At 71.0% G+C, this 25,062-nt stretch carries 18 protein-coding genes; 4 read left to right on the top strand and 14 right to left on the bottom strand.

Going from position 1 to position 25,062, the window contains the following annotated elements:
• Positions 1-3: 3 nt before the first annotated feature.
• From OG698_RS18635 to OG698_RS18645, 3 genes are all read right to left on the bottom strand, one after another.
• Complete coding sequence (locus tag OG698_RS18635; RefSeq protein ID WP_100596677.1) at positions 4-684, bottom strand: AIM24 family protein; 681 nt, start codon at positions 682-684, stop codon at positions 4-6.
• Positions 685-695: 11 nt separating this feature from the next.
• Complete coding sequence (locus OG698_RS18640) at positions 696-2,393, bottom strand: TerD family protein (RefSeq protein WP_406104159.1); 1,698 nt, start codon at positions 2,391-2,393, stop codon at positions 696-698.
• A 241-nt stretch (positions 2,394-2,634) separates the two neighbouring features.
• On the bottom strand, positions 2,635-3,234 hold the full coding sequence (locus OG698_RS18645) for a M48 family metallopeptidase (RefSeq protein ID WP_406104161.1): 600 nt from the start codon (positions 3,232-3,234) through the stop codon (positions 2,635-2,637).
• Between the two features lie 304 nt (positions 3,235-3,538).
• On the opposite strand from OG698_RS18645, the gene OG698_RS18650 reads away from it, so the two are divergent.
• On the top strand, positions 3,539-4,732 hold the full coding sequence (locus OG698_RS18650; RefSeq protein WP_406104163.1) for a ThiF family adenylyltransferase: 1,194 nt from the start codon (positions 3,539-3,541) through the stop codon (positions 4,730-4,732).
• Positions 4,733-4,773: 41 nt separating this feature from the next.
• A complete protein-coding gene (locus OG698_RS18655; RefSeq protein WP_406104165.1) occupies positions 4,774-6,252 on the top strand; it encodes an ABC1 kinase family protein in 1,479 nt (492 codons plus the stop codon).
• Positions 6,253-6,345: 93 nt separating this feature from the next.
• On the opposite strand, the gene OG698_RS18660 is transcribed toward OG698_RS18655, so the two are convergent.
• The 5 genes from OG698_RS18660 to OG698_RS18680 form a co-directional block, all read right to left on the bottom strand.
• Complete coding sequence (locus OG698_RS18660) at positions 6,346-6,555, bottom strand: hypothetical protein (RefSeq protein ID WP_100596672.1); 210 nt, start codon at positions 6,553-6,555, stop codon at positions 6,346-6,348.
• 86 nt (positions 6,556-6,641) lie between these two features.
• Positions 6,642-6,965, bottom strand: coding sequence for a hypothetical protein (locus OG698_RS18665; protein ID WP_326774205.1), 324 nt, complete (start codon positions 6,963-6,965; stop codon positions 6,642-6,644).
• Positions 6,962-7,330: a WhiB family transcriptional regulator gene (locus OG698_RS18670; protein WP_116510238.1), complete on the bottom strand. Its 369-nt coding sequence runs from the start codon at positions 7,328-7,330 to the stop codon at positions 6,962-6,964. The genes OG698_RS18665 and OG698_RS18670 overlap by 4 nt, the downstream gene beginning before the upstream one ends.
• A gap of 172 nt (positions 7,331-7,502) precedes the next feature.
• Entirely contained in the window at positions 7,503-7,826 is a 324-nt protein-coding gene (locus OG698_RS18675; protein WP_100596669.1) for a hypothetical protein, read from the bottom strand.
• Between the two features lie 163 nt (positions 7,827-7,989).
• A complete protein-coding gene (locus OG698_RS18680; protein ID WP_406104166.1) occupies positions 7,990-10,320 on the bottom strand; it encodes an ATP-dependent DNA helicase UvrD2 in 2,331 nt (776 codons plus the stop codon).
• 131 nt (positions 10,321-10,451) lie between these two features.
• Here OG698_RS18680 and OG698_RS18685 point away from each other — a divergent pair, with 131 nt between their 5' ends.
• Positions 10,452-10,715, top strand: a complete 264-nt coding sequence (locus OG698_RS18685; RefSeq protein WP_399969797.1) for a mycoredoxin — start codon at positions 10,452-10,454, stop codon at positions 10,713-10,715.
• 57 nt (positions 10,716-10,772) lie between these two features.
• On the opposite strand, the gene OG698_RS18690 is transcribed toward OG698_RS18685, so the two are convergent.
• The 6 genes from OG698_RS18690 to OG698_RS18715 all read right to left on the bottom strand — a co-directional run bounded on the left by OG698_RS18690 (position 10,773) and on the right by OG698_RS18715 (position 21,827).
• On the bottom strand, positions 10,773-11,483 hold the full coding sequence (locus tag OG698_RS18690) for a hypothetical protein (protein WP_406104168.1): 711 nt from the start codon (positions 11,481-11,483) through the stop codon (positions 10,773-10,775).
• 103 nt (positions 11,484-11,586) lie between these two features.
• The gene (gene nudC, locus OG698_RS18695; protein WP_165914633.1) at positions 11,587-12,537 is read right to left on the bottom strand and encodes an NAD(+) diphosphatase; all 951 of its coding nucleotides are present in this window, start codon (positions 12,535-12,537) and stop codon (positions 11,587-11,589) included.
• Positions 12,538-12,622: 85 nt separating this feature from the next.
• A complete protein-coding gene (locus OG698_RS18700; RefSeq protein WP_406104170.1) occupies positions 12,623-14,035 on the bottom strand; it encodes a dipeptidase in 1,413 nt (470 codons plus the stop codon).
• Between the two features lie 10 nt (positions 14,036-14,045).
• Positions 14,046-17,771, bottom strand: coding sequence for a UvrD-helicase domain-containing protein (locus tag OG698_RS18705; RefSeq protein WP_406104172.1), 3,726 nt, complete (start codon positions 17,769-17,771; stop codon positions 14,046-14,048).
• Positions 17,772-17,829: 58 nt separating this feature from the next.
• A complete protein-coding gene (locus OG698_RS18710) occupies positions 17,830-21,177 on the bottom strand; it encodes an ATP-dependent helicase (RefSeq protein WP_406104173.1) in 3,348 nt (1,115 codons plus the stop codon).
• 275 nt (positions 21,178-21,452) lie between these two features.
• Positions 21,453-21,827: an MGMT family protein gene (locus tag OG698_RS18715; RefSeq protein ID WP_406104174.1), complete on the bottom strand. Its 375-nt coding sequence runs from the start codon at positions 21,825-21,827 to the stop codon at positions 21,453-21,455.
• Positions 21,828-21,989: 162 nt separating this feature from the next.
• On the opposite strand from OG698_RS18715, the gene OG698_RS18720 reads away from it, so the two are divergent.
• Positions 21,990-24,905: a lysylphosphatidylglycerol synthase domain-containing protein gene (locus OG698_RS18720; RefSeq protein ID WP_406104176.1), complete on the top strand. Its 2,916-nt coding sequence runs from the start codon at positions 21,990-21,992 to the stop codon at positions 24,903-24,905.
• The last annotated feature ends 157 nt before the right edge of the window (positions 24,906-25,062 follow it).

A 25,062-nucleotide genomic window follows, 5' to 3' on the forward strand; every position in this document is an offset into this window, starting at 1 on the left:
CCCTCAGCCCCGGACTCGGAGGCGGTCGGTGCTGTCCTCACTGGGCTGTACGACGACAATGCCTTCCCCGGAGAAGCCCATCTGGTAGGCCTCGCCGCTGCCGCGCCCGATGAGCGAGCCGGCCTTGAAGCTGCGCTTGCCCTTCACCTTGAGGTTCGGGGACCAGGCGATCAACGCGTCCGGGTCGACGTACGTCTCGTCCTCGCCGCGGCCGCAGTCGACGACGATGGGGGTGCCCCGGGACGTGAGGGCGACATAGCCCTGCCCGGAGATCTTGATGTTCCACAGGCCCTGTCCGGCGAACTTGGCGAGGCCCTTGACGCGCTCGACGCCCCACTGGAGGTGCGCGTCGAAGGCGAGCAGGTTCGTGCCGTTCACCGAGATCGAGTCGCCACCGAGGTTGATGACGACAATCTCGGCGCCGTAGTCGGCGAGGTAGAGGATGCCGTCTCCGGTGGCCTTCATCAGGGGCGCGCCCTCGCCGGTCATCCAGTCGCGGGCGATCTGGCGGACGGCGGGCGGGTTGGGCTCGTACTGGACGAACCCTTCGTAGGCGACCATCGAGCCCACGCGCGCGAGGAGGTCGTTGCCGGTCTGCATGGCGACCTTGAGCATGTTGGCGCCGTGGTTCTCCATGCGGGCGGCTACCGGGGTCGGGGCGTAACCCGCGAGCGGCTGGTTCATGACGGGCTCCCTCAGACCTCGAACGGCTGGACGACGATGAAGTTCCCTGGCGCACCCCGGAACTGGAGGTTCACGCTCTCTCCGCTGTGTCCCGGGTAGGCGTTGTAGCGCATGCGCACCTGGCTGGACACGATCGCCTGCGCGGCGGCCGACCAGGCGACGACCGCGTTGCAGTCGGCGAACGTCGTCGGCGTCACGGGCAGCACGACGGGCGTGCCGTGCGTCTTGACGACGACCGTGCCCGTGCCCTGGAACTGCATGACGAACAGGGCGCCGCCGGGAATGCCGTGCCCCTCGATCCTGCGCACCTCGTGCTGGAGGCTCTCGTCGAACGCCAGAACGTTCTCCGCGGATACGCAGATCGCGTCGCCCTGGAGCTCGATGGGGTGCAGATGCGTGGCCTCCTCCGCGAGGAAGACCTGGCCTCGGCCGGTGCAGCGCATCAGCTGCATCTCCTGGCCGGTCGCGTTGCCCACGATCCGGCCGGCGAAGCCCGCGCCCTTGTAGCTGAACTCGACCTTGCCCTGGTAGAGCACCATGCTGCCCTGACGGGCGAGCACCGGCTGGTCGCCGCCGGCGCCGAGGTCGACGCGGATCAGCTTCTTGTTCTGCAGGGTCCACCGCTGACCGGTGGGCGCCTCGCGGAACGCCGAGAGCGCGGCGGCCACACCGGCAGCGCCTCCGCCCTGCGGCGCACCCTGAGGTGCCCCGTACGGCGACGGGGCACCCTGCTGACCGGGGAACTGACCGGGCGGCTGCTGCCCGTAACCGGGAGGCGGAGTCGGCTGCCCGTAGCCCGGAGGCGGGGTCGGCGCCTGGGGCTGCTGTCCGTAGCCGGGAGGCGCGGTCGGCTGCCCGTAGCCCGGGGGCGGGGGCGCGGTCTGACCGGGCACCTGTCCGATGGGCGGCGCGTGCGGGGTGGGCGCGGCCGGCGGCTGCATGGCGCCGGGCGGCGTGGCCAGCGGTGCGACGATCGTCGGCGCCGCGTGCACCGACGGCGGGGCCGGGGCGGGCGCTGGCGGCGGCGTGGCTCCTTGCGGCGGCGCGTAGCCCTGCTGGGCGGGCTGCGGGGCCGGGGCGGGCGCGGGCGCGCCGAACGCCGGTGGCGCCGTGGCCTGCCCGGGCGGCGCGAACGACGGTGCACCGGCCTGCTGCTGGGGCGGAGCGGCAGCGGGCTCCTCGTCGGCGACCTCACCTCCGAAGTTCTTCAGCAGCGCGTCGAGTCCGCCGTCGAACCCCTGCCCGACGGCCGCGAACCGCCAGACGTCCTTCAGGTAGAAGTCGCCCAGCATCACGGCACGTTCGGTCGAGAACTCCGTGCCGTTGAACGAATAGCGGGCGACCTCCTCGCCGCCCGCGACGATCCGTACGTATCCGGGGGCGATCTGCGACATCTGCCCGGCGCCGTCGATCGTCGCGGTGAACGACAGCTTCTGGATGTTCGCCGGGATCCGGTCGAGGGTGACGCGGAAGGACTCGCTGTCGCCGGCCTGCGCACCGAGAAGCTGAATCGACTCCTCGGGCGATTTCGGCTGATTGAAGAAGACGAAATACCGGTCGTCCGAGAGCCGTTCGTCGGCGTCAAGACCGAAGCAGCTGATGTCGAAGGTCAGCCCGGGACCCGTGATCTGCACGCCTACGTACAGATCGGTGCCCGCGGTGAGGTCACTGATCTTGGCCTTGTGGCCGCGTTGGAATTCCCTGGCCATGCGTAACGACCGTCCCCCATCCCGAAGGTGAATACGTCGCGTCAGGCTAACCGCAATCGCTGACAGCGGCGGCAGCCGGTACAGCCCTGGTACACAACGGGCACGCGGCGGGCGGAATCAGCGAAGGGGCGACGGACAGTCAGACCTGGACGCCGGAAGCTCAGAAGAGGGTGACGGCTCGGTCAGTCACTCCAAGGCGGTCGCTCATGAGAGCCACTCGTGGGCGGTCACTCCTGGGCGCTCACTCCTCGCGAGCGGCCGGCAGGTGCGGTGGCAGCCGGTCGGCCGCGACAACACCCTCGAGATAGCCCCGCGCCCGCTCCGTGCGCGGATACGCCTCAAGGAGACGCCAGAACCGCGGCCCGTGCCCCGGCACCAGCAGATGCGCCAACTCGTGTACGAGTACGTAGTCGACGACGTACTCAGGCATCCCCTGCAGCCGGTGCGACAGCCGGATGCTGCCCTCGGACGGCGTGCACGACCCCCAGCGCGTGTTCTGATTCGTCACCCAGCGCACGGACGTGGGGCGGGCCCGGCCATCGAAGCACTGCTCGGACAGCCGCTCCGCCCGCTCGGCGAGCTCCGCGTCCCCCAGGACCCGTTTGCTCTCCTGCGCGGCCAGCTTGTCGAGCATGACGTTGACCCAGCGCTTCTCCTCGGCCTCCGACATACGGGCCGGAATGAGGACGACGGTCCGGTCACCCTCGCGATACGCGGAGACCGTTCGGCGCCGCCGGGCGCTTCTGCGGACCTCTACCGCGCTCGCCCTCGGGCCGCTCGGCGGCGGGCTGGTCGTGCTGCGCTGCGTGTTCGTGGCACGGTGCAGTGGGTCGGCGGGCACGCCCCGACGTTACCCGCTGCACATGGGGGAAGTCCCGCCTCCGGGACTCTTCGGTGCGGCCCCGCACCCCTCCCGCGCGATTTATACGACTAACGCCCACCCCCTGTGGATAACTTTTCACACGGATTCCCCCCGCCGTGCATCCTGGCAATCGACCGACGAGCCACCCGAATTCCGGACCGCGGTCACGTCACCAACGCCACCGACTTCGCCAACGTCATCAACCTGATCGCCGACTTGATCACCAGAGCGAGAACACAGGCACATCACGGGGGAACAGATGGGCACTTCACCGCTAACAGCCATGCATCCGATCCTGAAACCGGCGCTGCGACGCGGCTGGCGCGACCTCAATACCGTCCAGTTCGGCGTGGCAGCCGCCCACGCCGTCGTACTCGGCCCGGTCGACACCGCGACCGGCACCTTCCTCACCCTCCTCGACGGAACCCGCGGCGTGGCCCTGCTACGCGACGAAGGCCGCCGGATGGGACTTCCCGACGGCCATGTCGACGCTCTGCTCCACCGGCTGACGAGGGCCGGACTGGTCGACGACGCCACCGGCGGAGGCCCGGCCTTCGACGCGCTCCGCAGGCGCCAAGGAGTCCTCGACCGACTCCGCCCCGACCTGGCGGCCCTCACGGTCCTTTCCCCTGAACCAGCTGCAGGGGCACGTAAGTTGGCAGCCCGCCGCAGCATGCGCGTCCAGGTCCGGGGAACCGGCCGTGTCGGCACAGTCATCGCGTCCGTCCTGTCCGCCGCAGGCGTCGGCCACGTCGATGTGCGCGACGGAGGCATTGTCGAACCGTGGGACGTGGCCCCGGGCGGACTCCCCGTCGAATCCGTCGGAGAACGCCGAGACACAGCCGCGTGTCGAGCCGTACGCAAGGCGGCACCCGACCGCCCGCCCCGCCCCGACCGCCGCTCCGGCCCACGTCAATCCCAAGCCCAGTCCCAATCTCCGTCAGAGATCCAGGCCCCGCCCTCAGCGGAGGAACCGGCCCTCTCCCTCGTGATCATCGCCCCACGCGACGGCCTGTCCGCCCACACCCCCGACCCCCTGGCCGCCGAAGAACTCATCGCCTCGGGCACGCCCCACCTCTACGCCGGAGTGGTCGAGGCCACCGGAGTCGTCGGCCCCCTGGTACTGCCCGGCGGCACCGCCTGCGCCGGCTGCCTGTCACTGGACCGCACGGACCGCGACCCCACCTGGCCCCGACTGCTCGCCCAATGGCGTTCCGGACGTCAACTCCAGGTACCCGCATGCGACCTGGCTCTCGCCACGGCCGTCGCCGGACTCACGGCGGCACACGCGCTGGCCTTCCTCGACGGCGAACTGCCGTCCAGCACCGGCGCCCGCTGGGAGACATCGGCTCCGGGACTCGACTGGCACGCCCGCCCGGTATGGGCGCATCCGGACTGTTCATGCGGAGCAGGTGAGAGAAGTAAGGGGGAGCAGACCTCCGAGGGCGGAGAGCAGCACGACACAATGGCCGGGTAACCGCCACTGGCGGCACGGCAGGCTGGGACTTGGAGGGGCGCATGTCTGATCTTCCCCGGAAGGCGGTAACCCGTACCGCCAAACTGGCCGCGCTGCCACTCGGCTTCGCCGGGCGCGCGACCTGGGGCCTCGGCAAACGCATCGGCGGGAAGTCGGCCGAGATCGTCGGGCGGGAACTGCAACAGCGCACGGCGGACCAGCTCTTCAAGGTTCTCGGTGAGCTCAAAGGCGGAGCCATGAAGTTCGGGCAGGCCATGTCCGTCTTCGAATCCGCCCTCCCCGAGGAGGTCGCAGGCCCGTACCGTGCCGCGCTGACCAAACTCCAGGAAGCAGCGCCGCCCATGCCCACCAGGGCGGTCCACGCCGTCCTCGCGGAACGGCTCGGCGACGAATGGCGGGAGAACTTCCTGGAGTTCGAGGACAAGCCCGCGGCAGCCGCATCGATAGGGCAGGTCCACCGCGCCATCTGGCACGACGGCCGCGAGGTCGCCGTCAAGGTGCAGTACCCGGGAGCCGGCGAGGCCCTGCTTTCCGACCTGAACCAACTCGGCCGCTTCGCCCGCCTCCTCGGCCCCCTGATCCCCGGCATGGACATCAAGCCGCTCATCACGGAACTGCGCGACCGGGTGTCCGAGGAACTCGACTATGGACTGGAGGCACAGGCCCAGCGCGCTTGCGCCGAAGAGTTCGCCGACGATCCCGATGTGCACGTACCCGACGTGGTGCACCAGCGCGACCAGGTCCTCATCACCGAATGGATAGACGGAACACCTCTCTCCGAGGTGATCATCGACGGCACCGACGAACAACGGAACCGGGCAGGACAGCTTCTCGCCCGCTTCCTGTTCTCGGGCCCGGCCCGCACCAGCCTCCTCCACGCCGATCCGCACCCTGGAAACTTCAGGCTGCTGCGCGACGAGAAGAACGGCTGGCGACTCGGAGTCCTCGACTTCGGCACCGTGGACCGGCTCCCCGACGGCCTCCCCGAGACCATCGGCACCTCACTGCGCATGACCCTGGCAGGCAACGCGGAAGCGGTCTACGAACTGCTGCGCACAGAGGGCTTCGTCAAGGAGACGATCGACCTCGAACCCGACGCGGTGCTCGAGTACCTGTTGCCGATCATCGAGCCGGCCCTGGTCGACGAGTTCACCTTCACGCGCGGCTGGATGCGCAGCCAGGCCGCACGCATCGCCGATCTGCGCTCCCCCGCCCACCAGCTCGGCAAGCAACTGAACCTGCCGCCCTCCTACCTCCTGATACATCGCGTGACCCTCAGCACCATCGGAGTCCTGTGCCAACTCGGCGCGACGGTACGGCTACGGGACGAACTTGAGAGGTGGCTACCGGGATTCCTGACGGGGGACGAGGAGCCGGTTGACGACGCGGCAGGCGGAGCGGTCGTGGGATCGGCCGTCGGCGCGGTCGAGGGCTCGACCGTCGGCGCGGTCGAAGACATAGCCGCGGAAGCAGCGGCGAGCGCGGGGACAAGCGAGGGCGTCTCGGCTGCTGAGGCGTGATCAGAATCTGGGGGCGGGGCGGGGTGGGGAGGGGGCGGGGTGGGGAGGGGGCGGGGGGGGAGGGAAGCCCCCCGAGGAATGTTCCGCCGAAGCTCACCACCACTCCGAATCCAGCCGCCCCTCAATAGCCCTCAGGTTCTCCCGGGCGCAGCGGTCGCAGTAGTGCCGGCCGGTCCCGTTCTCCACTGAGTAGGTCCAGGTCGGCGGGGCGCCCTGGGCGGTGGTGCCGCAGAGGGCGCACACGATGGTGCCGGGTTCGGGCTCGGGTCGCTGCGCTGAGTCGCCGTCGGGAAGAGACGTCACGTGGTGACGATAGCTCTGTCTTCCGAGGCTGTGGGGCAACGCACCGCGGGGGCCGGTCCGTTGTGGATCGGCCCCCGCGGGGTGGGTCACTGCATGACCGCCATGGCGAGCGCGCGGCGTGCGCGCAGTGATGCGCGCTCGGCGCGGCGCTGCATCCGGCGGGCCGTTGCCAGGCGCAGTGCGCGGCGTTCGGCCTCGGCGGAGCGCAGCCGCTCGTGCATATGCGCACGAGCCAGTGCTTCTGGGATGAGTTGCATCTCTCGGGTCCTGTTCTGGCGCGAGTCGTTCGCGTCGGTGGTGGTGAAGTCTGGGGTCGCAGAGCCGGTGGGCTCGCTGGTGGACGGCTTCATCGGGGCCTGCTTCTGGGGGTCGTGCGTCAGGGGGCGGTCGATCGTTCCTCGTGCGTTCATGCCGCGACCGGGTTCTTGCGCGGGCGGCCACGCGGCCGCTTCCGGGCTACGACGACGCCCTGGACGAACAGCTCGCCGCCCCAGACGCCCCAGGGCTCGCGCCGCTCCTTGGCGCCGGCGAGGCAGGCCTCGACGAGCGGGCAGGTGCGGCAGAGGGACTTGGCGTACTCGACGTCCGCCGGCGACTCCGCGAAGAAGACCTCGGGGTCGTAGGCACGGCAGGGGACGGGTACGCCGAGGTTCTCGATGGCGTCGTCGAGCGCGGTGAGCGTAGTCAGGGGGTTCAAGGTGGGGTCCTCCGTGAGACCGGGCGGGGGGAGAGTGTCTGAAGGCGGTACTGACGGGGCGTGCGCTTCGAGTTGCACGGTGTTGTCTTCCTCGTCTGGTCGTTCCGGCCTGTGGGCCGGGTGGCGGTGGTACCGGGTCTTTTCTTGTTCCCGAGGCCCCTTCGTTCTGTTGTCCCGTGCGGGCAAAACAGAAGGGCCGCGGATCCCGGGTGGGGTTCCGCGGCCCTGAAGGCGCCGGCCTGATCGAGGATCAGGCTGGATCACTCCAGGGTTCGAGCCCACGGAAGGCCCACATCGTGTGGTGGTGCGTCGTCTGCTTCCGGGATCCGGCACCGGCCGCCGCAAAGGCATAGGCCTGGGCCTGTGCCGTTGCTACTGCTTCCGGTGCCTTGGTCGGTCGCTCATTGCTCTCGCGGACGGGAAGGTCGGCGAGAGACAGGAAGGACTCCGGACGGGCGGCGGGAATGCCGGACGCACCGGTGCCCAGGTTCGAGAAACCGAGCAGGCAGGAAGCGACGACCGAGCGATCGGTCATTTTGGCGGTGCTGATGAAGCTGGCGTTGATGCTGATCACTGGAATTCGCCTCCTCTCGGCGTCTCTGGGACCGGGGTGAACCGGTCCGACGGCTTTAGTACAGCACGGAACCAGGGCCTCGGAGAAGAGGCGCTGTTCCCGTGCTTAAGAACCTATGGGGATTGCTGGGGCATGCGCAAACTATTTTTTCGACGAGTTTGCATCAGTCGTCCTCGTCGACTCCTCCAACGCCCGTATCCGGGGCCCCACCTGCGCAGATGGTGAGCACGTCGGTGCCGAACCGGTTGAGCTTGCGCATGCCGACGCCGGGGATGCGGGCGAGTTGGGCCGCGTCTTCGGGCATGGCTTCGGCGATGGCGACGAGGGTCTTGTCGGTGAAGACGCAGAAGGCGGGCTGCCCGAGCTGTTGTGCCTGGTCGGCGCGCCAGTCGCGGAGTCGCTCGTAGAGGCCCTCGTCCATGTCGGAGGGGCAGTCCTCGCAGCGCATGAGTTTCATCTCGCCGGCGTCGGTGAGGGTGCGTCCGCAGACGTGGCAGCGGGCGACGGTTCGGGCGGTGCGGCGTCGGACGGGTCCGGTGGTGGTGCGGGGCGTTGAGGGTGTGCCGTGTTCGATGCCGCCTTGTCCGGTGCTGGTGTTGCGGGCCGCGGCTCCTGAGGTGCCTGGCCGGATGCCGTCGAGGAAGCGGCTGGGGCGGCGGTTGGGGCGGCCGCCGGGTGAGCGGGAGAGGGCCCAGGACAGGCTGAGGTGGTGGCGGGCCCGGGTGACGCCGACGTAGAGGAGGCGGCGTTCTTCCTCGATTTGTTCGTCGGTCTTGGCATAGGTGATCGGCATCATGCCTTCGGCGAGGCCGACGAGGAAGACGGCGTCCCATTCGAGGCCCTTGGCGGCGTGCAGGGAGGCGAGGGTGATGCCTTCGACGGTGGGTGCGTGTTGGGCGGCGGCGCGTTCGTCGAGTTCGGCGACGAGGTCGGTGAGGGTGGCGGTGGGTTTGGCGCGGGCGAAGTCCTCGGCGAGGCGTACGAGGGCGGCGAGGGATTCCCAGCGTTCGCGGACGGCTCCGGAACCGTCGGGGGGTTGGCTGGTCCAGCCTTCGCCGGAGAGGACGGCTCGGACCTGGGAGGGCAGGTCGACGGCGTCGTCGAGGAGGGAGTCGTTGTTTCCGAAGCGGGCGGCGCTGCGGAGGGCGTGGCCTGCCTTCCGTACTTCCGCGCGCTCGAAGAAGCGTTCTGCGCCGCGTAGCTGGTAGGGGATGCCGGCGTCGGCGAGGGCTTGCTCGTAGATCTCGGACTGTCCGTTGGTGCGGAACAGGATGGCGATTTCGCCGGCGGAGACGCCGTTGTCGATGAGGGTGCGGATGCGGCGGGCGGTGCCTTCGGCTTCGGTGGGTTCGTCGGCGTAGTCGGTGTAGGCGGGTTCTGGTCCTCGGTCCCGCTGGGAGATGAGTTCGAGGCGGTGTTCGGCGGCACGGCCTTTGGCGTGGGAGAGGAGGGTGTTGGCGAGGTGGACGACCTGGGGGGTGGAGCGGTAGTCGCGCACGAGTTTGACGACGGTGGCGCCGGGGTGGCGGGTGCGGAAGTTGAGCAGGTGGTCGGGGGTGGCGCCGGTGAAGGAGTAGATGGTCTGGCTGGCATCGCCGACGACGCAGAGGTTGTCGCGGTCGCCGAGCCAGAGGTCGAGGAGTCGCTGCTGGAGGGGGCTGACGTCCTGGTATTCGTCGACTACGAAGTGCTGGTACTGGGAGCGGACCTGTTCTGCGATGTCGTGGCGGTCCTGGAGGATGCCGACGGTGAGCAGGAGGACGTCCTCGAAGTCGATGAGGGTGCGGTCGCGCTTGAGCGTTTCGTAGGTGGCGTAGATCTGGGCGGTCTCTGCGTTGTTGCGGGGGGTGAGGCGTCCGGTTTTGGCGGCTGCCGCGGCGTAGTCGGCGGGGACGGTCTGGGTGACTTTGGACCATTCGATTTCGGCCGTGACGTCGCGGAGCTCGCCGCGCTCGAGGCGGATGCGGCAGGCGGCGGCCGCGTCGGCGACCAGCTGGATCTTGCGGTCGACGATGCGGGGGAGTTCGCCGCCGACCGCTTTGGGCCAGAAGAACTGGAGCTGGCGCAGAGCGGCGGCGTGGAAGGTGCGGGCCTGGACTCCGCCGGCGCCGAGGTCGCGGAGTCGGCCGCGCATTTCTCCTGCTGCGCGGTTGGTGAAGGTGACGGCGAGGATGCTGTTGGGCTGGAGGATGCCCGAGCGGACGCCGTAGGCGATGCGGTGGGTGATGGCGCGGGTCTTGCCTGTGCCCGCGCCGGCGAGGACGCACACCGGTCCGTGCAGGGCGGTGGCGACGGCGCGCTGTTCGGGGTCGAGCCCGTCGAGCACCGCGTCGGCCGTGTCCGGAACCTGCGGGAAGAGGGTGGAGTGCGTTGCTGCTGTCACCCCGCCATGCTGCCAGGTCGGTGGGGGCGGGTGCGTCGCGTTGTCCACAGGGGGCGGGTGCAGTCGTATTAATGCGGCGCGTGTCACGTCTGCGGGTGTGGTGGGCGTCATGCGTGGGCTGTGGTGGGTGCTCGGGCGGGGGCAGTGGTGGGTGCTCGGGCGGGGGCGGGAATGGTGGCCGGGTCACGTACGTTCGACTCAGTGCCAATAAGCATTCCGAGCCGTGAAGGAGCATGAGGAACATGCCGGGGACTGTGACGATGTACAGCACGACGTGGTGCGGCTACTGCCGTCGGCTGAAGGGCCAGATGGACCGCGAGGGCATCGAGTACAACGAGGTCAACATCGAGCAGGACCCGGATTCTGCGGCGTTCGTCGAGAAGGCGAACGGCGGAAACCAGACGGTTCCGACCGTTCAGGTCGTTCCCGCCAGTGGTGGGGCCGAGGTCATCATGACGAACCCGAGCCTTGCCCAGGTCAAGCAGGCGCTGGGCGGCGCCGCCTGATCGCTCCGTCCGTACAGACTGGCCCCTGCTTCGGCGGGGGTCTTCTGTATTTCTTGGTCACTTTCCCTTTGGCCTGTCCCGGGTTCCCTTTGGCCCGTCCCGGGCGGCGTCCGCCTCCAGGGGGTAGCCGATCTTGGTCGCCTCTTCGGCGACTGTGGTCATGGATGCCTCGGGGTTCAAGCGGAGGGTCAAGGCCCGGTTCAAGGGTCGGTGGGCGTACACGTGGCGTACTACGTCGATGTCGACCGCGGTCTCGTAGTGGTCCTCGGCGAATGCTTGGAATGCGGCCGGGGTCGCGTCGGTGAGCAGGCGGAACATCCATCCGGAGCCGTCGGGGTCCGGGGGGTTGTCGGGGTATTCGATGTCTCCCGTGCGCCACTGTTCATCGTCGGTCTCGCGCCATAGGCACGCCGTCACCCTGGGCATGTCTTCGTCGGTGAAGGCCGGTTCGTCGACGTAGGCGTGGAACGGGGCGGGGACCGAGCCCACCACGCCTGGCCAGGGCAGATCGTCGACGTAGGGGCTCATTGGCGACTCGTGGTCGAAGGCCCGGATGTACGCGCCCACGGGGGCGAAGACGATGTCGAGCTCGTCTCCGGAGCCGTTTCTCATCGAAGCGATCTGGTCCGTGTCCGACCAGGTGCGGCTGTACGAGTAGTACCGCTCGCCGTCCGGGTTCAGTACCGCTTCCAGCATCGCCATCGAGCGGCACAGGTCCCGCAGGGTTGGGATGTCGGGAAGGCCGCGAGCTACGTCGTGAACGGTCATGCGGCCCATCCAAGCGGATGCCCTGCCTGATCCGGCCTGATCCGACCTGACCGGTTGGGCCCCAGCCTGGATCAGATTCGATCTGATCTGATCCAGGCTGGGCTTATACGGCGTCGCCGGGCTTGGGGAGGGGCTTGCCGTACCAGAGTTCGATGAGGCGGGCCGCGATCGAGATCCCGTAGGGGGGCATGACCTCTCCGGACTCGAACGCTGCGCGCAGGTCTTCGCGGGAGAACCAGCGGGCCTCGTGGATCTCTTCGCCGTCGACGTTGATCTCGGACGAGGTGGCGCGGGCCATGAAGCCGAGCATGAGGCTGGAGGGGAACGGCCAGGGCTGGCTGGCGACGTACTCGACGTCGGGTCCGACGACGACTCCCGCTTCTTCGAAGACCTCGCGGCGTACGGACTGCTCGATGGACTCTCCGGGCTCGACGAAGCCGGCGAGGGTGGAGAAGCGGCCTTCGGGCCAGTGGACCTGGCGGCCGAGGAGTGCGCGGTCCTCGTCGTCCGTGACGAGCATGATCACTGCGGGGTCGGTGCGGGGGTAGTGCTCGGCCCCGCAGGCCTGGCAGCGGCGGATGTGGCCCGCGGCGGCGATGACGGTGCGTTCGCCGCAGCGGGAGCAGAAGCGGTGCAGTCGCTGCCAGTTCTCGAGGGCGACGGCGTGCACCATGAGGCCGGCGTCCCGGGGGGACAGGAGGAGTCCGGCTTCGCGCAGGCCGGCGGGGCGCGCGGACTGGTCGATGCGGCCGGGGAGGGTGTCCTTCTGGAGGGCGAAGTAGCTGACGCCGTCGTCGTCGGTGCCCAGGAAGTAGCGGTGGGCTTCGGTGAGGGGCGCTTCGAAGGACGGGGTCATGACCAGTTCGGTGGCGCCGTCCGGCGTCTCGTCGATCAGTACCTGTCCGCCGGAGACCACGAAGACGCGGGTGGTGGGGTGGCTCCAGGCTGCGGCGAGCCAGGCCTCGTCGAGGCGGTGGTGTGCGGCGCGGTCGATGCCGCTGGGCGCGGAGAGCGAGAGCGGACGGTCGGCTGTGCGGTCGGTCCAGGTGGTCACGGGTGCTTCCAACTCCCCCGGTGGAATGGGTGTTTCGGCGGGACGGTTCGGCTGAGCGGGTGCGTGGTGCGGCGGGTGGGGTGGCTCAGTGTGCATCGCGCCAGTTCTCCGCGAGGTCGCCCCACAGGTGGGCGGCGGTTTCGACGCCCTTTTTGAGGAGGTCGAGTTCGACTTTCTCGTTGGGTGCGTGCCAGCCGTCGGAGGGGACGGAGATGCCGAGGAAGAGGACGGGTGCGTCGAGGACGTCCTGGAGGTCGGCGGCGGGGCCGGAGCCTCCTTCGCGCGTGAAGCGGATCTTCTGGTCGAAGGCGAGGTTCATGGCGCGGACGACGGACTGGAGGGCGGGGTGGTCGAGGGGGGTGAGGCAGGGGCGGGTGGCGGCGCCGAAGGTGACCGTGTGGCGGATTCCGGCGGGCAGCTGTTGGGCGACCCAGTCGGTGACGGCCTTTTCGACGTGGTCGGGGTCCTGTCCGGCGACGAGGCGGAAGGACAGCTTCAGCGTGGCTGAGGAGGGGACGATGGTTTTGCCGCCTGGGCCTTGGTAGCCGCCGCCGATGCCGTTGACCTCGGCGGTCGGGCGGGCCCAGATCCGTTCGAGGGTGGTGTGGCCGGCCTCGCCGTGGGTGGCGTGCGACTTGGCGGTGCGCAGCCATTGGGCTTCGTCGAAGGGGAGCTCGGCGAAGAGTTCCCGTTCGCGGTCGGTGAGGGGGGTGATGCCGTCGTAGAAGCCGGGGACGGCCACGCGTGCGTGGTCGTCGTGGAGGGCCGCGACGAGGCGGGCGGCGGCGGTGGCGGGGTTGGGTACGGCGCCGCCGAAGGATCCGGAGTGGATGTCCTGGTCGGGGCCGTGGAGTTCAATCTCGCAGTCGGCGAGGCCGCGCATTCCGGTGCAGACGGTGGGGGTGTCCTCGGACCACATGCCGGTGTCGGAGACGATCACGACGTCTGCGGTGAGGCGGTCCCTGTGCTGCTCGACGAGGGCGCGGAAGTGGGGGGACCCGGATTCCTCTTCGCCCTCCACGAGGAGCTTGAGGTGGACGGCGGGGGTGGTGCGGCCGGTGGCGGCGAGGTGGGCGCGGACGCCGAGTGTGTGGAAGAACACCTGTCCCTTGTCGTCGGCTGCTCCGCGCGCGTGGAGGCGGTTTCCGATGACGACGGGTTCGAAGGGGTCGGTGTTCCAGCCGTCCTCGCGGGCCGCGGGCTGGACGTCGTGGTGCCCGTAGACGAGGACGGTGGGGGCGTGCGGGTCGTCGCAGGGCCAGTCGGCGAAGACGGCGGGCGCGCCGGGGGTCTCCCAGACCTCGGTGGTCGGGAATCCGGTCTCCCGGAGTTTCGCGGCGAGCCAGTCGGCGCTGCGGCGTACGTCGGGTGCGTGGTCGGGCTGGGCCGACACGGACGGGATACGGAGCCACTCGGCGAGGTCCTGGAGGAACGCGTCGTGGTGGGTATCGATGTACGCACGGACGGCGCTGACGGCGTTGTCAACGGGCTTGCTCATGGTCCCGAGCCTATCCGTCCGCCGGGGTGTGCTCGTGCGGTGGTTCGGGTGCTGTCCGGTCGCGGGGGCCGGGGGTGGGGTCTTCGAGGAGGAGGCGTTCCATTTCGGCGCGTCCGGGGAGGTCGCGGGGGGTGACGGTCTCGCCGTCGCGTACGTAGACGAACGTCGCCTTGACGGCCTCGGGCGGGAGGCCGTGCTGCTCGGCCCAGGCGAGCCGGTAGACGGCGAGCTGGAGGGGGTCGGCGGTGCGGCCGCGGGTGGTCTTCCAGTCGACGATCTCGTACGTGGTGTCGTCGCCGTCGCCTTCTTTGTAGACGGCGTCGATGCGGCCGCGGATGACGCGGCCGGCGATGGCGAGCTGGAAGGGCGTTTCGACGCGGTGGGGGGTGCGGTGGGCGTACGGCGTGCGGTCGAAGGCTTCCTTGAGGGTTTCGAGGTCGCGTTCGTCGGCGATGTCGGCCTCGGTGCCGGGGAGCTCTTCGGGGTCGAGCATGGGCAGGCGGAGCTCTTCGAAGCGGGATTCGACCCAGGCGTGGAAGCGGGTGCCGCGGCGGGCGGCGGGCTGGGGCGGGCGGGGCATGGGGCGGGCCAGGTCCTGGGCGAAGCCGTCGGGATCGGCGGCCAGGCGCAGGAGCTGGGAGGCGGTGAGGGTGGTGGGGAGGGGAACGTCGCGGACGGCCTGGCGGGAGCGCAGGAGTTCGCCGGTGAGGGCGTCGAGGTCGCGGTCCCAGGAGGCGAGTGTGCGGGTTTCCTCCGGGGTGAGCGGGTGGCGCTCCGGGGGCGCGGTCTTTGTGGGCGCCGGGTCGGGGTGGGGGCGGGGGTCGGCGTCCTGGGGCGGGGTGGGGTGCGGGATGGCACCCAGGGGGTGCGCGTCGGCGGGCGCGGGCGGGGCGTCGTGCACGGGCGCGTGCGGGGCGCCGGGCGTGGGGCGGGCGTCGTCCGGGTGGGGGTGCGTGTCGTTGTGCGGGGCGTCGGCCGCGGGCTGCTCGTGCGCGGGGGTGCCGGTCGGGTGCGGAAGCGTGGGGCGCTCGTGCGGCAACGCGTCCCAGTCGTCCCACTCGTCCCAGTCCGGTCCGGGTCCGTCCTCCGGCGAGCTGAAGAAATCGCCCTCTTCATTGAGAGGCTCATCTTCGTAGAAGGGCTCGTCTTCGTAGAGCGCCTCTTCGTCCGGCGGGGCCGGCCAGTCCGGGTCGGTGTACGTGGCCGGGTGGGCCATCTCGTGGGAGTGGTCGTCGGCCGGGGTTTCGAGGTGGGCGAGGACCGTGGCCGCGGCCTCGCGGCGGCGCGCCATGGCCTCGTCGTCGAGCGGGAGCGGCCACGCGTGTTCGGCAGATGCCTCCTGGAGCGCGGGGTTCTCCTCGTCTTCTGCCGGTTCGTCGACCCAGGCCTCGATCTCCCCGTGTCCGGCGGCGCAGTGGTCGTACAGCGCCTGGAGGAAGTCGGAGGGGCCGCGGGGGCGCTTCTGGGCGGGGCCCCACCAGTGGCCGGAGCCGAGGAGGAGGGTGCGGGGGCGGGTGTAGGTGACGTAGCCGAGGCGGAGTTCCTCGGTGCGCTGGTGTTCCTTCATCTCTTCGTGGAAGGCCTTCATGCCCTTGGAGTCCCACGCTTCGATGTCGGGCAGTGTGGCGGCGTCGCCGCGCAGTTCGTGCGGAAGGACCTTGCTCTGGGCGGTCCATTTCTCGCGGCCCTGGGAGCTGGGGAACGTCCCGGTGACGAGGCCGGGGACGGCGACGACGTCCCATTCCAGGCCCTTGGACTTGTGGGCGGTGAGCACCTTCACGGTGTTCTCGCCGCCGGGCAGCGCGTTGTCGAGGCCCTTTTCGTACTGGGCGGCGGTGCGCAGGAAGCCGAGGAAGGCGAGGAGGGTCGCGGAGCTGTCGTTCGCGGCGAACGAGGCGGCGATGTCGAGGAAGTTGGACAGGGTCTCGCGGCGGCGGGCGGCCAGGGCGTGCGGTGAGGCGGCGAGTTCGACTTCGAGGCCGGTGACGGCGAGGACGCGGTGGAGTACGTCCATCAGCGGGTCGGCGAGTGAGCGGCGCAGGTCGCGCAGCTCGGTGGCGAGGCGCGCGAAGCGTACGCGGGCCTGCGGTGAGAAGGGCAGCTTGTCGTCGCCCGGTTCGTCGAGGGGCGTCTCGAGGAATGTGTCGAGGGCGTCGGCGAGCGATATCACTTCGGAGGGGTCGACCCCCTCGACGGCTTCGGCGAGACGGCGGTCGGGGTCGTCGTCGGGGCCTCCGCGCGCGTGGGCGACGAGGAGGCGGGCGCGGCGTCCGAGGAGGGCGAGGTCTCGGGGGCCGATGCGCCAGCGGGGGCCGGTCAGGAGGCGGACCAGCGAGGCGTTGGCGCCGGGGTCCTGGAGGACTTCGCAGACGGCGACGAGGTCGGCGACCTCGGGGAGGTGGAGGAGGCCGGAGAGGCCGACGACCTCTACGGGGATGTCGCGTGCGACGAGGGCGCCCTGGATGGCGGCGAAGTCGGTCGCGGTGCGGCACAGGACGGCGATCTCGCCGGGGGCGGTGCCGGTGCGTACGAGGTGGGCGAGGGAGTCGCCGAGCCAGTCGATCTCCTCGGCGTGGGTGCGCAGGAGGGCGCAGCGGACGATGCCGTCGCGTTCGGCGCCGGGGGCCGGGCGCAGGGCTTCCACGCCCGCGTGGAGTGCACGCAGGGGCTGGGCGAGGCCGTTGGCGAGGTCGAGGAGGCGGCCGCCGCTGCGGCGGTTCTCGCTGAGGGAGAGGCGGGTGGCGGGGCGGCCGTCGGCGTGGGCGAAGTGTTCGGGGAAGTCGTCGAGGTTGGCGACGGAGGCGCCGCGCCAGCCGTAGATCGCCTGGCAGGGGTCGCCGACGGCGGTCACGGGGTGGCCGGTGCCCGCTCCGAAGAGGCCGGCCAGGAGGATCCGCTGGGCGACGGAGGTGTCCTGGTACTCGTCGAGGAGGACGACGCGGAACTCGTCGCGGAGGATGGCGCCGACCTCGGGGCGGGTGCGGGCGAGGGTGGCGGAGAGGGCGATCTGGTCGCCGAAGTCGAGGAGGTCGCGGGCGCGCTTGGCTTCGCGGTACCGGGTGACGAGGCCGGTGAGGTCGAGGCGGGCGGCGGCGGCCTCGGGGACCTTGCGCAGGTCGGCGTTGGTGAGTTTGCGGCCTTCGAGTGCGTGCAGCAGGCGGGTGTCGTAGGCGCGGAGTTCGTCGGGGTGGACGAGGTGTTCGGCGAGCTCGCCGTCGAGGGTGAGGAGGTCGCTGACGAGGTCGGCGAAGGAGCGGGTGAGGGCCGGGTAGGGGCCGGGGGCCTCGCGCAGGACGCGGGCGGCGAGCTGGAAGCGGGTGGCGTCGGCGAGGAGGCGCGCGGTGGGTTCGAGGCCGATGCGCAGGCCGTGGTCGGTGAGGAGGCGGCCGGCGAAGGCGTGGTACGTGGAGATCACGGGCTCGCCCGGGGGGTTGTCCGGGTCGATGGCGTCGGGGTCGGTGACGCCTGCCTTGATCAGTGCCTTGCGGACGCGCTCCGCGAGTTCGCCGGCGGCCTTGTTGGTGAAGGTGAGGCCGAGGACCTGCTCCGGGGCGACCTGTCCGGTGCCGACGAGCCATACGACGCGGGCGGCCATGACCGTCGTCTTGCCGGATCCGGCTCCGGCCACGATCACCTGCGGGGCGGGCGGCGCGGTGATGCAGGCCGTCTGCTCCGGGGTGAACGGGATCCCGAGGAGCTCCTTGAGCTGCTCGGGATCGGTGAGGCGTGTGGTCACTTCATCGAGGCTAACCGGCCCCACTGACAGCGCCGGCCCGTTCCGGCGGAGGCGCACGTCACTCGACGACGTGTTTGCCCTCGGGGCGGGCGCTGCACGAGGCGCGGAACGCGCAGTGGGTGCAGTGCTGTCCGGTGGTGGGGGTGAAGCGTTCGTCGAGGACCTTGCCGGCGGCGGTCGCGAGGAGGTCGCCGACCCACTCCCCCTCGCCGGCGTCCGCGACGTCCCCCAAAGGTTGCTGCGACTGCACCTTGGGGAGGGCGTCACCGCCGTCCTTCTTGGCGGCGCCCTGGCGCAGCTGGACGAGTTCGGCGCCGCCGGGTTCGGGGCGTTCGCCGTCGAAGGGTTCGTCGACGGCGCCCTCGCGGACGGCGAGCTGGTAGACGGCGAGCTGGGGGTGGCGGGCGACGTCGGCGGCTGAGGGCGTCTGCTTGCCGGTCTTGAAGTCGACTACGTAGGCGCGGCCTTCGGTGTCGCGTTCGACGCGGTCCATGGAACCGCGGATGCGTACTTCGTAGGAGCCCGCTTCGAGCGTGACGTCGAAGGCGTGTTCGCTGGCGACGGGGGTGCGCACGGTGCTGGAGTCGACGTGCCAGCGGAGGAAGCGTTCGAGCGCCACGCGCGCGTGCTCCTTCTCCTGGGCGGACTTCCAGGGGGCGTCGAAGGCGAGGGCGTCCCAGACGGAGTCGAGGCGTTCCATGAGGACGGCGAGGTCGGCGGGGGTGCGTCCGGAGGCGACCTCGTCGGCGAGGACGTGGACGACGTTGCCGAAGCCCTGGGCGGCGGTGGCGGGGGCGTCGGCCTTGACCTCGCGGCCGAGGAACCACTGCAGGGAGCAGGTGTTCGCGAGCTGGTCGAGGGCGCTTCCGGAGAGCACGACGGGCTGGTCGCGGTCGCGCAGGGGGATCCTGCTCTCGGTGGGGTCGTCCATGCCCCACCAGCGGTAGGGGTGCGCGGAGGGTACGAGGGGGCGGCCGTCGTCGTCGGTGAGGGCGGCGAGGCGGGCGAGGCGGCGGGCGGCGGCGTCGCGCAGTGTGGCGGAGGCGCGGGGGTCGACGGTGGTGGCGCGCAGTTCGGCGACGAGCGCGGCGACGGACAGGGGGCGGCGGGGGCGGCCGGTGACGTCCTGGGGGTCGACGCCGAGTTCGGTGAGGAAGCGGGACGGCTGGTCGCCGTCGTCGGCGGGTGCCTTGACCGCGGTGACGACGAGGCGTTCACGCGCGCGCGTGGTGGCTACGTAGAACAGGCGGCGTTCTTCGGAGAGGAGCGCTCCGGGGGTGAGGGGTTCGGCGAGGCCGTCGCGTCCGATGCGGTCGGCTTCGAGGAGGGAGCCGCGGCGGCGCAGGTCGGGCCACAGGCCTTCCTGTACGCCGGCGACGACGACGAGGCGCCATTCGAGGCCCTTGGAGCGGTGGGCGGTCATGAGGCGTACGGCGTCGGGGCGTACGGCGCGTCCGGCGAGGGTGTCGGCGGCGATGTCCTGGGCCTCGACCTCTTCGAGGAAGTTGAGGGCGCCGCGGCCTCCGGTGCGTTCCTCGGCGCGGGACGCGGTCGCGAAGAGGGCGCACACGGCGTCGAGGTCGCGGTCCGCGTTGCGTCCTGCGGCGCCGCCGCGGCGGGCCGCGCGTTCCAGGCGCTGGGGCCATGAGGTGCCGTTCCACAGCTGCCAGAGGGCTTCTTCGGCGGTGCCTCCGCAGGTGAGGGTGGAGCGGGCCGCGCGCAGCAGGGCGCCGAGGCGCTGGGCGCCGCGGGCGTGGGCGGGGTCGTGGGCGGCGAGGCGTTCGGGCTGGGCGAGGGCGCGGGCGAGGAGTTCGTCGGAGGGCGGCGGTACGTGGTTGCCGGCGGCGCGTTCCTCCTCGCGCAGGGCGCGGCCGAGGCGGCGCAGGTCGGCGGCGTCCATGCCGGCGAGGGGTGAGGTGAGGAGGGTGAGGGCGGTCTCGGTGTCGAGCCAGACGGGCGGTTCCTGGTCCTGGTCGCCGTCGGGCTCGGGTTCGGGCTCGGGGATGTCCTGCGCGACGCTGAGGGCGACGGCCCTGAGGGCGGTCAGCAGGGGCGTGACGGCCGGTTCGTGGCGCAGCGGCAGGTCGTCGCCGTCGATGTCGAGGGGGACGCCCGCTGCGGTGAGGGTGCGGCGGATCGCGGGGATGGAGCGGGTGCCGGCGCGGACGAGGACGGCCATGTCGCTCCAGGGGATGCCGTCCTCGAGGTGGCCGCGGCGCAGGATGTCCGCGATGTTGTCGAGTTCGGTGCCGGAGGTCGGGTACGTGTAGACCTCGACGCGGCCGCCGTCCCGCGCGGGGGTCAGCTCTCGGTGGGCGCGGACCTTGTCGGCGGGCAGGCGGGTCAGGGGCATGCGCCGGGTGATGCGGCGGGTGGCGTCCAGGAGGTGTGCTCCGGAGCGGCGGGACGTCGTGAGGACCTCTACGGGGGCGGGGCTCTTGTCGGCGCGGGGGAACTGGTCGGGGAATTCGAGGATGCCGTTCACGTCGGCGCCGCGGAACGTGTAGATCGACTGGTCGGGGTCTCCGAAGGCGAGCAGGGTGCGGCCGTGGCCGGCGAGGGCGTGCAGCAGCCGGACCTGGGCCGGGTCGGTGTCCTGGTACTCGTCGACGAACACGGCGTCGTAGCGGGTGGCGAGTTCGTCGGCGACGGGGGTGCGGTGGGCGAGGAGGACCGCGCGGTGGACGAGTTCGGCGTAGTCGAGGACGCCGTGCAGGTCGAGGACGTCGAGGTATTCGGCGAGGAAGGTGGCGGCGGCTTTCCAGTCGGGGCGGCCGATGCGGCGGGCGAAGGCGTCGAGTGCGGCCGGCCCGAGGCCCAGTTCGCGGCTGCGGGCGAGGACGGCGCGGACCTCGTCGGCGAAGCCGCGGGTGGTCAGGCAGGCCCGCAGTTCGTCGGGCCAGCGGACGTGGGCGAGGCCGGCCTGCTCGAGGTCGATCTGGCCGGCGAGCAGTTCGCGTACGGCGACGTCCTGTTCGGGTCCCGACAGCAGGCGCAGGGGTTCCTCGAACAGGCCGGCGTCCTGGTGGGCGCGGACGAGGGCGTAGCAGAACGAGTGGAACGTGGTGGCCTGTGGTGCGTGGGCGGCGCCTATGCGCAGGGCCATGCGGTCGCGCAGTTCGACGGCTGCCTTGCGGCTGAAGGTGAGGACCAGGATGCGCTCGGGGTCGGTGCCTTTGGCGATGCGTGCGGCGACGGCCTCGACGAGCGTGGTCGTCTTGCCCGTGCCCGGTCCCGCGAGGACGAGCAGCGGGCCGTGCGGGTGGTCAACCACCGCGCGCTGGCGTGCGTCCAGACGAGGGGGGTCCACCTGGGCCGGCGGGGTACGCACCAGTCGGTACGCGCCGGGGATCCCCTGTCGTACCTGGCGGTGCGGCAGGTTCCGGGTGGAGGAAGAGGAGCTCACGTGGATCGCTGGTCCTGGTGGGTGTGCTGGGGGAACTGGGAGGCAGCCGGCCGTCCGAGCGGGGCGGTGGCTGCGGGGTGAGGGAGGTGTGCGCCGTCGACGCTACGCCGTCGAGTGTGGCGGAAGCCGGGCTTCCGCCGGGTCCCCCGGGTCCCGTGCGGCACGGGTGTGCCGCGATTCACGAACGTACGCGGTGGTGGCGAAGTGCCCCTCTCGCCCCGTTTCCCCCGTACGGGCCACAGGCCGTTCGAACTGGGGCGCGATGGCGGAAGCTGTCAGGTGTGAGATTCCGCGCGTTCTTCGCCGTCCCATCGCGCGCGCCTCATGTCGAGGCGCGGGACGTGCCCCTCGGACGTACGGGAGGCTTCGCGCAGGGGGGTGCTCTCCGCGCGGTAGTGCGCCATGGCGTCCAGTTCGTGGCCGGGCAGCAGCACGCCGTCGGAGCGCACCACGCGCCACCACGGAACGGCTCCTCCGTAGAGGGCCATCACGCGGCCGACCTGGCGCGGGCCGCCCTCAGCGAGCCATTCGGCGACGTCCCCGTAGGTCATGACGCGCCCGGGCGGGATCAGCTCCGCGACCTCGAGCACCCGCTCCGCGTACTCCGGCAGCTCTCCCGCCGCACCGCTCTCCTCGCTCATCCGACCCATCCTGCCGCACCCCACCGACACTGTGACGGCCCGGTCACGGGGCGTGGAGAGGCGTATGAAGAAGCACGAATCCGCGGTTGCGGGATACTTTGCTCCCCCGCATTGCACCCTGATGCCCCCCTGTGTCAGTGGGACGTGCCACCATCGTGCGGGCGGTGACCGGTGATACGAGATCAAGAAGACACGACGGAGCAGCAGGGCGTGCATCCCGATAAGGCGGAGGGCACCTCTGGGGCTTCGGCGCGCCCGGACGGCGAAGAGGCCGACCACTCCCCCGTGACCGAGCGCCGTGGCCACCGGGCCGCGGCGCCACAGGCGGACGTGCCCGCGAAGGCCGCGGAGGCCGGGCCCGAGCGGACCGAGGTCCCTCTGGTCGACCCGGAGTGCATCGACGCCGACGCGCACGCCGAGCGGGTCGACGGCGACGAACCCCTCCTCCCCGCGCGCGTGCACCGCCCCTCCGACCTGATGCGGCTCCTGGTGGGCGTGCTCGCGATCGCCGTACTGCTGTCGATCGCCGCGTTCGCCCACGGCACGACGTCGGGTCTTCAGCAGGACATCAGCAAGGGCATGGGCGCCGCTCCCGACCTCATGATCAAGTTCGCGGGGCTCGCGTCGAGCATCGCGATCCTTCTCGTACCGGTCGCCTTCGCGATCGAGCGGCTGATCAAACGCGACGGCCTGCGGATCGCCGACGGTGTGCTCGCGGCCGTCCTCGCGCACGGGGTGACGCTGGCGACGGACCTGTGGGTCGCCCAGGGCGCCCCGTCCTCGATCCAGGACGCGCTCACCCGCCCGTCGCCGGGCGACATCCACGCGCTGACAGATCCGGTGCACGGCTATCTCGCACCCGTCATCGCCTATATGACGGCTGTGGGGATGTCCCGCAGACCACGCTGGCGCGTGGTGCTGTGGGTGGTGCTGCTGCTCGACGCGTTCGCGATGCTGGTCACCGGCTACACGACACCGTTCTCGATCATCCTGACGGTCCTGATCGGCTGGACGGTCGCCTACGGCACGCTCTACGCGGTCGGTTCGCCGAACGTGCGTCCCACCGGTCAGACGCTCCTCGCGGGCCTGCGGCACGTCGGCTTCCACCCTGTCAGCGCGGCCCGCGAAGAGGCCCACGAGAGCACCACGGAGAACGGCGACAGAGGGCGGCGGTACTTCGTCACCCTGGAGGACGGCCCCCCGCTCGACGTCACCATCGTCGACCGTGAGCAGCAGGCCCAGGGCTTCTTCTACCGCGTGTGGCGCCAGCTGACGCTGCGGGGTATCACCACGGGACGCAGTCTCCAGTCCCTGCGCCAGGCACTGGAGCAGGAGGCACTTCTCGCGTACGCGGCGATCGCGGCCGGGGCCAACGCCCCGAAGCTGATCGCGACGTCCGAGCTCGGCCCCGACGCGGTGATGCTCGTGTACGAGCACACGGGCGGCCGTTCGCTGGACTCGGTGCCGGACGAGGAGATCACCGACGAGCTGCTGCGGGACACCTGGCACCAGGTGCAGGCGCTCCAGTCGCGGCGTATCGCGCATCGGCGGCTCACCGGCGACGCGATTCTGGTGGATCGTTCCGGCACGGTGATCCTCACGGATCTGCGCGGCGGCGAGATCGCGTCCGGCGACCTGATCCTGCGCATGGACATCGCACAGCTCCTGGCCACGCTGGGCCTGCGCGTGGGCGCCGAGCGGGCCGTGGCGTCCGCCGTGGGCGTGCTCGGCCCCGACGCGATCGCCGACTGTCTGCCGCTGCTCCAGCCCATCGCCCTGAGCCGTAATACGCGCTCGACGCTGCGCAGGCTCGGCAGGGAGCGTTCCGAACGCGAGCGCGAGGCCGTGCTCGAGGCTTCGCGCAGGGCGAAGCAGGCCCGCCTGGACGAGGCCACCCAAGCTGCGGCCTCCCTTGCCGAGGCCTCTCCGGCCGAGAAATCAACGCCTACGGAGACGGTCGCCGAGCACGCGGCACCCCCGTCGGCCAAGACCTCCGCGAAGGCGGAACGGCAGACCGAGAAAGCCGAGCGGCAGGCCGAGAAGAAGGCCATCGACGAAGCCCTGGACGAGGCGCGCGAGGAGGATCTGCTCACCCAGATCCGCCACCAGGTGCTCCGCATCCGGCCGCAGGCACCCGTCGAACCGGCCCGCCTGGAGCGCGTCAAACCGCGCACCCTCGTGAGCTTCATCGCGGGCGCCATCGGCGCGTACTTCCTCCTGTCGCAGCTGACGCACATCGAGTTCGGCACCCTGTTCCGAGAGGCCCAGTGGGGCTGGGTCGCCGCCGCCGTCCTGTTCTCGGCCCTGAGCTACTTCGCCGCCGCGATGAGCCTGCTCGGGTTCGTCCCGGAGCGCGTCCCCTTCATGCGGACCGTCGCGGCGCAGGTCGCCGGCTCGTTCGTGAAGATCGTGGCACCGGCCGCCGTGGGCGGTGTCGCGCTCAACACCCGCTTCCTGCAACGCTCGGGCGTGCGCCCCGGGCTCGCGGTGGCCAGCGTCGGCGCCTCCCAGCTCTTCGGCCTGGGCGCCCACATCATGATGCTGCTGACCTTCGGCTATCTGACCGGCACGGAGAAGACCCCGTCCCTGTCGCCGTCCCGGACGGTCATCGCGGGTCTGCTGACCGTCGCGGTCCTCGTGCTCGTGGTGACGTCGATCCCCTTCCTGCGGAAGTTCGTCGTCACGCGCGTACGGTCCCTGTTCGCCGGCGTCGTACCGCGCATGCTGGACGTGCTCCAGCGGCCGCAGAAGCTGCTCACCGGCATCGGCGGCATGCTCCTCCTGACGGCCTGCTTCGTGATGTGCCTGGACGCGTCGATCCGCGCCTTCGGGGACGAGACGACGACGCTCAGCCTGGCCAGCGTCGCGGTCGTGTTCCTCGCCGGCAACGCGCTCGGCTCCGCCGCGCCGACACCGGGCGGTGTGGGCGCCGTCGAGGCGACCCTGACGGTCGGACTCATCGCGGTCGGCCTGCCCAAGGAGGTCGCGGCCCCGGCCGTGCTGCTCTACCGGCTCATGACGCTGTGGCTGCCGGTCCTGCCGGGCTGGCTCTTCTTCAACCACCTCTCCCGGAAGGGCTCCCTGTAGGGACGCGTTTGCGGGGAGGGGCCCCGTAGCGGCACGTTTCCCGAGCGGGCTCCCCGAAGAGGCACATTTCCCGAGCGGGCTCCCCGTAGAGCCCCGCCCCGCCCCCGTAGCCGTCGTCGTCGCTCACCCGCACGGCCCCCGCCCCGAGCGCCCCGAG

This window comes from Streptomyces sp. NBC_01003 (genome assembly GCF_045162695.1).
Taxonomy (GTDB): Bacteria; Actinomycetota; Actinomycetes; order Streptomycetales; family Streptomycetaceae; genus Streptomyces.

Excerpts from the sequence above, each read along its gene's own strand:
- OG698_RS18635 (WP_100596677.1), bottom strand. The coding sequence starts at position 684 with ATGAACCAGCCGCTCGCGGGTTACGCCCCGACCCCGGTAGCCGCCCGC.
- OG698_RS18640 (WP_406104159.1), bottom strand. The coding sequence starts at position 2,393 with ATGGCCAGGGAATTCCAACGCGGCCACAAGGCCAAGATCAGTGACCTC.
- OG698_RS18650 (WP_406104163.1), top strand. The coding sequence starts at position 3,539 with ATGCATCCGATCCTGAAACCGGCGCTGCGACGCGGCTGGCGCGACCTC.
- OG698_RS18655 (WP_406104165.1), top strand. The coding sequence starts at position 4,774 with ATGTCTGATCTTCCCCGGAAGGCGGTAACCCGTACCGCCAAACTGGCC.
- OG698_RS18665 (WP_326774205.1), bottom strand. The coding sequence starts at position 6,965 with ATGAACGCACGAGGAACGATCGACCGCCCCCTGACGCACGACCCCCAG.
- OG698_RS18680 (WP_406104166.1), bottom strand. The coding sequence starts at position 10,320 with ATGACGCCCACCACACCCGCAGACGTGACACGCGCCGCATTAATACGA.
- OG698_RS18685 (WP_399969797.1), top strand. The coding sequence starts at position 10,452 with ATGCCGGGGACTGTGACGATGTACAGCACGACGTGGTGCGGCTACTGC.
- OG698_RS18690 (WP_406104168.1), bottom strand. The coding sequence starts at position 11,483 with ATGACCGTTCACGACGTAGCTCGCGGCCTTCCCGACATCCCAACCCTG.
- OG698_RS18700 (WP_406104170.1), bottom strand. The coding sequence starts at position 14,035 with ATGAGCAAGCCCGTTGACAACGCCGTCAGCGCCGTCCGTGCGTACATC.
- OG698_RS18715 (WP_406104174.1), bottom strand. The coding sequence starts at position 21,827 with ATGGGTCGGATGAGCGAGGAGAGCGGTGCGGCGGGAGAGCTGCCGGAG.